The following is an 8,380-nucleotide window of genomic DNA, read 5'->3' on the forward strand; positions in this document are numbered from 1 at the left end:
TACATTTTCTTTACCGGCCAGACTATATGGCCCTTTATTTCACTTCCAGAATGAGATTCAATCATGTTCAATCACCTTCATGTCCATTCGCAGTATTCCCTCATGGAGGGTGCCATCCGTATCAAGGCCTTAGCCAAAGTTTTGAAAGAAAAAGAATTCTCAGCCTGTGCCATCACAGATCATGGCAATATGTTCGGCGTTGTTGAGTTTTATCAGGCTCTGAAAAAAGAAAAAATCAAACCCATCATTGGACTGGGAACCTTTGTCACTGAAGGTCTCATCACAGATCCCCGTGAAAACGGGAAAGATACCAATGTGTATCAAACATTGCTGCTTTGCGCCGATCGACAGGGTTACCAAAACCTGACTTATATCGCGAGTCGGGCATTCACGGAAGGCAAGCATTGGGGCGTTCCCAGAACGGATCATGCCATGCTCGAAGAATATCGTCATGGATTGATCGCCTTGAGCGGAGGCATGGATGGCGAACTGTCAAAAAGACTTCTGGCTGGAAAAAATGAGGAAGCTTTGCAGATTGCCGGCTGGTATCGAGATGTCTTCGAAGGAAGATATTATATTGAAATTCAGAATACCGGCATCCCTGAGCAAAATGAAATCAATGTTCAGTTGATGGAAATTGCCCGAAAACTGGGAATTCCGCTGGTTGGAACCAATGATTGTTATTATTTGAAACAATCAGAGTCAGACGCACAGTATATTCTGGAACTGATGCGACTCCAGAAACGAGTGACGGATCGGGATATCCCCCCTAAATATCCTGATCAACGATATTTGAAATCAAAAGAAGAAATGCTGGAAACACTGGCTGGCTTTCCTGAAGAGGTCCTGAGCAATACCGTGCTGATTGCTGAACAGTGTGAACTATCCCTGGATAACAAACAGTATTTTCTGCCAAAATTTGAAATTCCCCAAGACTACACCCCAGATGAATGGTTTATCAAAGCTTCCTGGGAAGGACTCGAATTCCGGTTGAAACATTTGTATGATTTGTATCATCCAAAAGAGCCGTTTGAGGAATTCCGCAAACCGTATGATGCGCGTTTGAAATTTGAACTGGATGTGATCATCTCCATGAAGTTTCCGGGATATTTCCTGATTGTGGCGGATTTTATCAACTGGTCCAAGGATAACGGCGTGCCGGTTGGTCCCGGACGAGGTTCCGGTGCAGGTTCGGTGGTCGCCTATGCGTTGAGAATCACCGATGTTGACCCACTCAAATATGGACTTCTGTTTGAGCGATTCCTCAATCCGGACCGGGTCAGCATGCCAGACTTTGACGTCGATTTCGAAGTCAAGGGTCGGGAGAAAGTGATTGATTATGTCAAACACAAATATGGGGAAAACAATGTCTGCCAGATTGCGACCTTTCAATCGCTCAAAGCCAAGGCTGTGGTCAGGAATGTGGCACGCGTTTTAGATTTTCCCTATTCTGAAGCAGACAAAATCGCCAAGCTTGTTCCGAACGATCTCAACATCACTCTGGAGGAAGCCCTTCAAAAAGAACCGGAACTGGCAAAACTCGAACAGGAGGGAACAGACAACGAAAAACAGCTCATCGCCTATTGCAGAGTGCTGGAGGGGTTGAACACTCACCTTGGAACACATGCGGCCGGTGTGATCATCATGGACCAGGATATCCGGAAAGTGATGCCGGTTTGTACCAGCAAGGAAGACGCTCTGCAATCCATGTACACCATGAAATATGCCGAAGATCAAGGGGCGGTCAAATTTGATTTTCTGGGACTGCTCAACCTGTCGATCATTGATGAAACCATCAAACTCATCAACGCCCAGTTTCCTGAGGAAGATCGGGTCGATATTGAAAAAATAAATATGGAAGACCCACTCACCTTTGATCTGTTCTGCAACGGCGAAACTACTGGTATTTTCCAGCTTGAATCTTCCGGGATGAAACGGTTGCTGGCAGACATGCAACCAACCCTGTTTGAGGACATTGTCGCCATTCTGGCCCTATATCGTCCTGGTCCTCTGGGATCTGGAATGGTCGAGGATTTTGTCCAGTGCAAACATGGCAAAAAGGAAGTGATCTACCCGCATCCGTTGCTGAAAAACATCCTCAAGGAAACCTATGGTGTGATGGTTTATCAGGAGCAGATCATGCAGGCCGTACAGGTACTTGCCGGTTTTTCCCTGGGCCAGGCGGATTTGTTGCGACGGGCGATCGGGAAAAAAATCCCGGAAATTCTGCGAGAGCAACGTGAAAAATTTGTGGAAGGGTGTCTGAAAAATCCGGAATACATGACTCAGTGCCCGCCTCATGTAGGCCCTGCCGACAAGGCCAATGAAATTTTTGATTTGATTGATTATTTTTCGGGCTACGGGTTCAACAAGTCTCACACAGTGGCGTATGGTCTGATTTCTTATCAGACAGCTTATCTCAAGGCCCATTTTCCTGTGCAGTTCATGGCGGCTCTGTTGAATTGCTCCATCAACAATCCTGATAAAATTGTTACGTTCATCAGTGATTGCAAGGAAATGGGGATTCAAGTTCTACCACCGGATGTGAATTCCAGCCTCAAGGAGTTCACGGTTTCCCCGCTGGGCTATAAAGTAACAGACCGAACACTGCAATATCTTAAGGACTACGAGTTTCCCTCCGCCTTGAGGGAACATGTCCGCAATTTGAAGGGAATTCTTTATGAGACAGAAAAATCGTTCATAGAATCATTGTCCCCTCTGGAAAAATTCGGGCCGAAGCCGGAACATTATCTCAGAACATTGCTCCGGGAGGCTCGCTGGGAAGCCGTCAGGTTTGGGTTGAATGCGGTTAAAAACGTGGGTGCCAATGCGGTGGACGCTATCATTGATGTACGCGAATCACGATCTGACAAACGCTTGAACGATTTCATGGAATTCATCCGGGCCGTTGATTTCAAGCGAATCAATCGCCGGATGCTTGAAACGCTCATTAAATGCGGTGCCTTTGATTCACTCCATTCCAACCGGGCCCAGTTGTTTGAATCGCTGGAGGAAGCAGTTCATCTGGGACAGGAATTCCAGCGTGAAGCCGATCCGTATCAAAATTCCCTGTTTGATCTACTCAGTGCTGAAGATGTCAAAAATACAGAGACACCCCTGGTGTTCAAGGACATCCGGGATTGGCCCAACAAGGAACGGTTGCGTCTGGAAAAAGAAGCCCTGGGTTTTTATGTTTCAGGACATCCTTTGGATAATTACATGTCAGAAGTTCAACAACTCACCCGAACCACACAGGATCTCAGGGAAAAAGAAGTTAAGGAAGGCGAACAGATTGCGCTGGCAGGGGTTGTGGTTTCCAAAACGATCAGGCTCAACAAACAATTGCAGAAATTCGCGATTGTTAAAATTGAAGATTTGAAAGGAAGTCTGGAGTTTCCGGTTTATTATCAACTTTTCGAAAATTCAGGCCAGTTGCTGGATTCCGATGAGCCTCTGCTGATTACAGGCCGGGTCGTTTATCGGGGGGAGGATGAAGTAAGCATTATGTCAGAGAGCCTGCAATTGTTGAGTGATTACCGTCTGGAAAAAGCAAAATCAATGACCATTGAAACTGGCAGAACGCTCATTCCTGAACAAAACCTGAAATATGTCAGAGGAGAGTTTATGAAATTTCCGGGAACCCACCCCATCTATTTCAAGTTCCGAAGCCCTGATGATGTGGATGTCACCATTCAGATTCAGGAAAAAGTCAATTACACTCCGATGCTGGTCGAACGACTGGCTGAAATGCTCAAGGATCAGAATATTTATTTCAGATACTAGGTTTTGATGGATTGATCCTTATGTTCAATAGTGACACAACTCAAATATCTGAGAACTCACGATCAACTATGTGTTTCGTTGAATGTAACCATTAAATTTTACAGTTCTTACTGAACCTGATTTTGAATAAAGAGGAATCATGCATATATCCATCAATGAAGTACTGCAACAGATTGACAGTTTTTCTTTGGAAGATCAGGAATTTCTTTTGGATACTCTAAATCACAGGATTCATGAAGCCAAACGATTACAATTACTGAAAAGAGCCAAGGTGGCTGAAACCAATTTCAATACAGGAAATTATTTTTCTGGTTCTGCCAAAGATTTGATGAATATGGTTGAGAATGATTGAACTGGTTTGGGATGAGTCACTGTTAAGAACTCTGAAAAAATGGAGAAAGAAACACCCTGATTTGTTACTGCGTTTTGCGGACCGTATTGAACTATTCAGCAATGAACCTTTTCACCCATTCCTGAAAACGCATACATTGAGTGGTAATCTTGAAGGATACCATGCTTTCAGTATCACTTATGAGTATCGGATGGTTTTCAAATTCATTTCTGATACAAAAGTACTGCTTGTTGATATCGGTACTCATGATGAAGTTTATTGAAGTAACATACATGCCATTTTAAGAAATTTTTCTGGTGCGCTGTAACTTCAGATTCTGGGTGAAACCAAGGCTTTCATTCGGGTGAGTTTGCTTAAAAATTTCAAAGCGATGTCAGGCAATTTAATCAAATGTGTTTCAATCAGTCTTGAATCCTTCAAGGCGGCCGTTCGATGATGCATGATTTTCTTGTAGGCGTCGGAGGTCACCATTTTTTTGAATGCGTCACGATTGGGGTAGTAAATCAACATGAATTGATCCCAGGATTCCTCATCAGGAGCTATCAATTGAGATCTGACTTTACCCATCAATAAAATCTGCCCGCCAATTTCCCAAAGCAAATTAATCACAGCTTTACTGTAACGATCATAGGCTTTTTTCCCGGAACAGGGACTCGAATCCAAAGCTCCTGATTCATAATTCGCCTGCTCATTGAAACTCAGCAAATTCAGCATGACAATGGGTTTATTATCCACTGGTTCATTCAACCAGGCATTCATTTTTTCTTCTGACGGTTCCACAGTTCTCATTGCTCCCTCCAAGTTCAGAATCGGTGTAAATCACTACAATATTTATTTTTTCCTGTAAAGGTAGACTCGTGTGTCTGCCCGGGATCACGGCCAATGTCGTCAACTTAAGAATCGTACAAAAACAACTTACCCAATGGAATAGCTCTGTAATTCCAATTGGGTAGATAGTCATCAAACAGAAGTGTCATGCTCTCTTTGAAGTCATCTGCTACTTTTCTTCCTGTCAGAAATACGTGGTCGATAATATCGACAACAACGCTCAAACCTGTTTTTGTTTGAGTTCGTTCCATCATGTGAGACACTTCTAAACTTCCACAAACACGTTGCTGAAGGCTGATAACTGAAAACTTACAACTCTTGAGTTAAATAAAACTCAGAAAATTTAACAAATGACGGGTCATTTACCAAGCTATACTTGGTACAGGTAATACATTCAGTTTTTGTCCCTCAATGAAATGAAAGAAATGAGGGTTTCTGATGGATTTATAATTGTCTGAAGAATGGAATTTTCTCTGATTTAGGTTCAGGAGACCAGTTGCGTTTGCGGGGAGAACCAAATTTCAGATCCATGGAGATGGTTGGATAGGTGACTTCTGATAGAACGGTCGCATCTGCGCCAAGCACTGTAACCGTTTGAAGCCCCAAACTTACGACTCCGAGATCCCATACCGGAAACGTGAGATTGGAGGTGATTTTTGTGACTTTGTATTCTCCCACATCCTTGGTTTGAGTGCCATAATACAAATCAACCAATGGCGGCATCAGAATCCTGATGAGTCCACCGTCCATGCCATCCCCTTTGCGTATTCCCTGAAAACTGTTTTCTGTGTCACTGAATACACCAAAATCGCGCATCAACTGGACTACGCCCCAATTACCCAGATCAAAGGTATAGGCAAATCCCAGAATGGTGAGTGAGGGTTCCTTGATTTCCAGTGTGTCATTTTCGGGTTTTGAAAAATTCAATCCTCCTGATTCATTGTACTGGTGAAAGGTGTCAATTTGATTCAAATCAGCCTTGATTTCCACAATCGGTCGATAAAACAACCCCATGCCAAACGTTGAGAACAGATAGGGAAACAAAACTCCATATTCATCAAAGGTATAATCTGCTGTGATGGAATATTCTCTGGTTCCTCCAATATTTTCTTCAGAGGCATAGTTATTCCACTGAATACTGGTGTTGGAATATTTCAATTGATATTTCATGTCCACCAGGCGCCGGTTGAGTTTCACACCCACATACATTTTGTCCAGAAAAGGGTATCCCAGAACTGCTGATGTGGTGAAGGTGCTGATATCCGTGTTAAAATCCAGATCACTTTGAGACTGAGATGAATATACCACCTCGCCATTATTGAAATAATCATAGACTGATCCAGATTGTTTCGACTGATAAGTATATTGTTCCAGGGTAACTGTCTGCTCAAAGCCGATGGATCCACCTGTACCTGGAATAATCACAGATCCTTCAGCATGATTAAACTGTCCTGTGTTATAGACTGTTTCAGCAAGTGGTGTGGTTTTTTGCAAATTGTCAGTGTTAAAACTAATCACTTCATATTGGGTATGGACCTGATCGACGGCACTCACGGAGGCCGGATTGATGGTCATGGTATTGTTGCTCACTCCTCCCGTAAACTCTTTCAGACCTGCGCCTATCACTGGATGCACCATCCCTGTGATGATTAAAACAGTCAGAATTTTTGATACAAATGGTTTTCGCATGACGCGAACCTTCCACAATTTAGTGAAAAAACAGAAATAGTGCTCTTCTTTGGTATCGGGAAAAATGCGGGAATCTTGAACATAAACGATAAATATAGTACTCAGAATCAGGTTTTTCCTGGCATGTTCCTTGCGACATAAAAAATTGAGAAAATTGATAGGCTTTAATTTTTATGCCAGGAGGCTGTCCGAAAATAGACTTCTGTTGGCAAAGAGCCAGTAACCGGGGTTGGTTTTTTTTCACCTGAATCAAATACACTCCCTGGTATTGATGAATCTGGGCGGTCGTTTCAGGATTACAATACAAGGCATCCAACGTTATTTTTTTGTCCCTTCAAGACTGAAGATTCCAGAAGAAAACGCACTATCAGTATTTCACTGTTCTTGATCCCTTGCATTATAGTCGGGTACTTAATGGTTTAGTTTTTATTTTTTTTTTGATATGGCCTTGAAGTACAGGTCAAATCCATGCTGTTTTTCAATTCTTAAACGCAAAGGCTCCCATGAAATCCAGAATTATGATTGTTTCAGGTTTTTTAGTTTTAACCATGGCGATTGTGTATCTTCTCACAGGACTACAACCGGGGGAGGACGCTCCTGTTACTGAATCGGAAAAAGTCGAACCCTATACTGAAACCGAACTCATCGTTTATACTGCCGTCGAACAGGATGATCTGAAACGCTATTCCGAAGCGTTCAATGAAGACCATCCGGAAATACAGGTTCGCTGGATTCAGGATTCGACCGGGATCATCACAAATCGTCTGATCGCTGAAAAAAAGCATCCACAGGCGGATGTTGTCTGGGGCTTATCCGCCATCAGTCTGATGGTGTTGAAAGAACAGGATTTGTTACAACCCTATGCGCCCAGAGGCGTTGAAAAACTGGATAAAAAATTTGTTGACCCAAGTGCGGAAATCGCCTGGACAGGCATGGATGCCTGGGTGGCAACCATTTGTTATCATCCTGAAACACTGACCGGCAAAGGCCTCACCCCACCTCACTCATGGCAGGATCTGGCTGATGCCCGCTTTGAAGGTTTGATCACCATGCCCAATCCGGTGAGTTCCGGAACAGGCTTCATGAATGTTTCTGCCTGGTTACAAATATTTGGCGAGGAAAAAGGCTGGGAATTCATGGATGCCCTGCACCGGAACATCGGCTGGTACACACGTTCCGGTTCAATGCCCTGCCAGTTGGTCGCGTCGGGTGCGATCGCCATCGGAGTTTCCTTTGCCTATCGTGGCGCACAATTGAAAGCGACCGGCGTTCCGATTGAATTGATCACGCCCACCGAAGGCGTTGGCTGGGATATGGAGGCTTCGGCCATTATCAGGGGAACCTCCAAACTGGAAGCCGCCAAAGTTTTGATGGATTGGTCCGTTTCTGAAAAAGCCAATGCGTTGTATAATCAAAATTATGCCGTCATCGCGATGCCCGGGTTGGCAAAACCTGTTCCGGGCTATCCGGAAAATATTCAGGCCGCTATGATCAAAAACGATTTTCAATATGCAGCCCAAAACAGAAAATCCATTTTGGAAGAATGGCAACGACGTTATGGCGCCAAAACACAAGTAGAGTAGGAACCGCACTTAAAAAGTGTAAGCGTTCAGTCGTCAGCTATCAGTTTTCAGGAATTCTCAAGGCCTGGAAGCCAAACGATATTTTCTGCTATTGAGTCATAATGCTTCTGAAGCGCATAAACACTGAAAGCTGAATACTGAAAGC

At 43.8% G+C, this 8,380-nt stretch carries 7 protein-coding genes; 4 read left to right on the forward strand and 3 right to left on the reverse strand.

The window, feature by feature from the left end:
- Positions 1–63: 63 nt before the first annotated feature.
- The 3 genes from dnaE to HQM11_05675 all read left to right on the forward strand — a co-directional run bounded on the left by dnaE (position 64) and on the right by HQM11_05675 (position 4,397).
- Positions 64–3,783 (forward strand): DNA polymerase III subunit alpha, encoded by a 3,720-nt coding sequence (dnaE, locus tag HQM11_05665; GenBank protein MBF0350496.1) that lies wholly within the window; start codon positions 64–66, stop codon positions 3,781–3,783.
- 139 nt (positions 3,784–3,922) lie between these two features.
- Positions 3,923–4,135, forward strand: a complete 213-nt coding sequence (locus tag HQM11_05670; protein ID MBF0350497.1) for a hypothetical protein — start codon at positions 3,923–3,925, stop codon at positions 4,133–4,135.
- The gene (locus tag HQM11_05675; protein MBF0350498.1) at positions 4,128–4,397 is read left to right on the forward strand and encodes a type II toxin-antitoxin system mRNA interferase toxin, RelE/StbE family; all 270 of its coding nucleotides are present in this window, start codon (positions 4,128–4,130) and stop codon (positions 4,395–4,397) included. The genes HQM11_05670 and HQM11_05675 overlap by 8 nt, the downstream gene beginning before the upstream one ends.
- Before the next feature lie 47 nt (positions 4,398–4,444).
- Here HQM11_05675 and HQM11_05680 read toward each other — a convergent pair whose 3' ends face one another.
- The 3 genes from HQM11_05680 to HQM11_05690 all read right to left on the reverse strand — a co-directional run bounded on the left by HQM11_05680 (position 4,445) and on the right by HQM11_05690 (position 6,652).
- The gene (locus tag HQM11_05680) at positions 4,445–4,924 is read right to left on the reverse strand and encodes a DUF1330 domain-containing protein (protein MBF0350499.1); all 480 of its coding nucleotides are present in this window, start codon (positions 4,922–4,924) and stop codon (positions 4,445–4,447) included.
- A 104-nt stretch (positions 4,925–5,028) separates the two neighbouring features.
- Entirely contained in the window at positions 5,029–5,217 is a 189-nt protein-coding gene (locus tag HQM11_05685) for a hypothetical protein (GenBank protein ID MBF0350500.1), read from the reverse strand.
- A 190-nt stretch (positions 5,218–5,407) separates the two neighbouring features.
- Positions 5,408–6,652 carry a hypothetical protein gene (locus tag HQM11_05690; GenBank protein MBF0350501.1) on the reverse strand — a complete coding sequence of 415 codons (1,245 nt, stop codon included), beginning with the start codon at positions 6,650–6,652 and terminating at the stop codon, positions 5,408–5,410.
- Positions 6,653–7,200: 548 nt separating this feature from the next.
- Between HQM11_05690 and HQM11_05695 the strand changes: the two genes are divergently transcribed.
- Positions 7,201–8,235, forward strand: coding sequence for a putative 2-aminoethylphosphonate ABC transporter substrate-binding protein (locus HQM11_05695; GenBank protein ID MBF0350502.1), 1,035 nt, complete (start codon positions 7,201–7,203; stop codon positions 8,233–8,235).
- Positions 8,236–8,380: the final 145 nt, after the last annotated feature.

It is taken from the genome of SAR324 cluster bacterium (assembly GCA_015232315.1).
GTDB lineage: Bacteria > SAR324 > SAR324 > SAR324 > NAC60-12 > JADFZZ01.

Excerpts from the sequence above, each read along its gene's own strand:
- HQM11_05695 (MBF0350502.1), top strand. The coding sequence starts at position 7,201 with ATGGCGATTGTGTATCTTCTCACAGGACTACAACCGGGGGAGGACGCT.
- HQM11_05690 (MBF0350501.1), bottom strand. The coding sequence starts at position 6,652 with ATGCGAAAACCATTTGTATCAAAAATTCTGACTGTTTTAATCATCACA.
- HQM11_05680 (MBF0350499.1), bottom strand. The coding sequence starts at position 4,924 with ATGAGAACTGTGGAACCGTCAGAAGAAAAAATGAATGCCTGGTTGAAT.
- dnaE (MBF0350496.1), top strand. The coding sequence starts at position 64 with ATGTTCAATCACCTTCATGTCCATTCGCAGTATTCCCTCATGGAGGGT.
- HQM11_05685 (MBF0350500.1), bottom strand. The coding sequence starts at position 5,217 with ATGATGGAACGAACTCAAACAAAAACAGGTTTGAGCGTTGTTGTCGAT.
- HQM11_05670 (MBF0350497.1), top strand. The coding sequence starts at position 3,923 with ATGCATATATCCATCAATGAAGTACTGCAACAGATTGACAGTTTTTCT.
- HQM11_05675 (MBF0350498.1), top strand. The coding sequence starts at position 4,128 with ATGATTGAACTGGTTTGGGATGAGTCACTGTTAAGAACTCTGAAAAAA.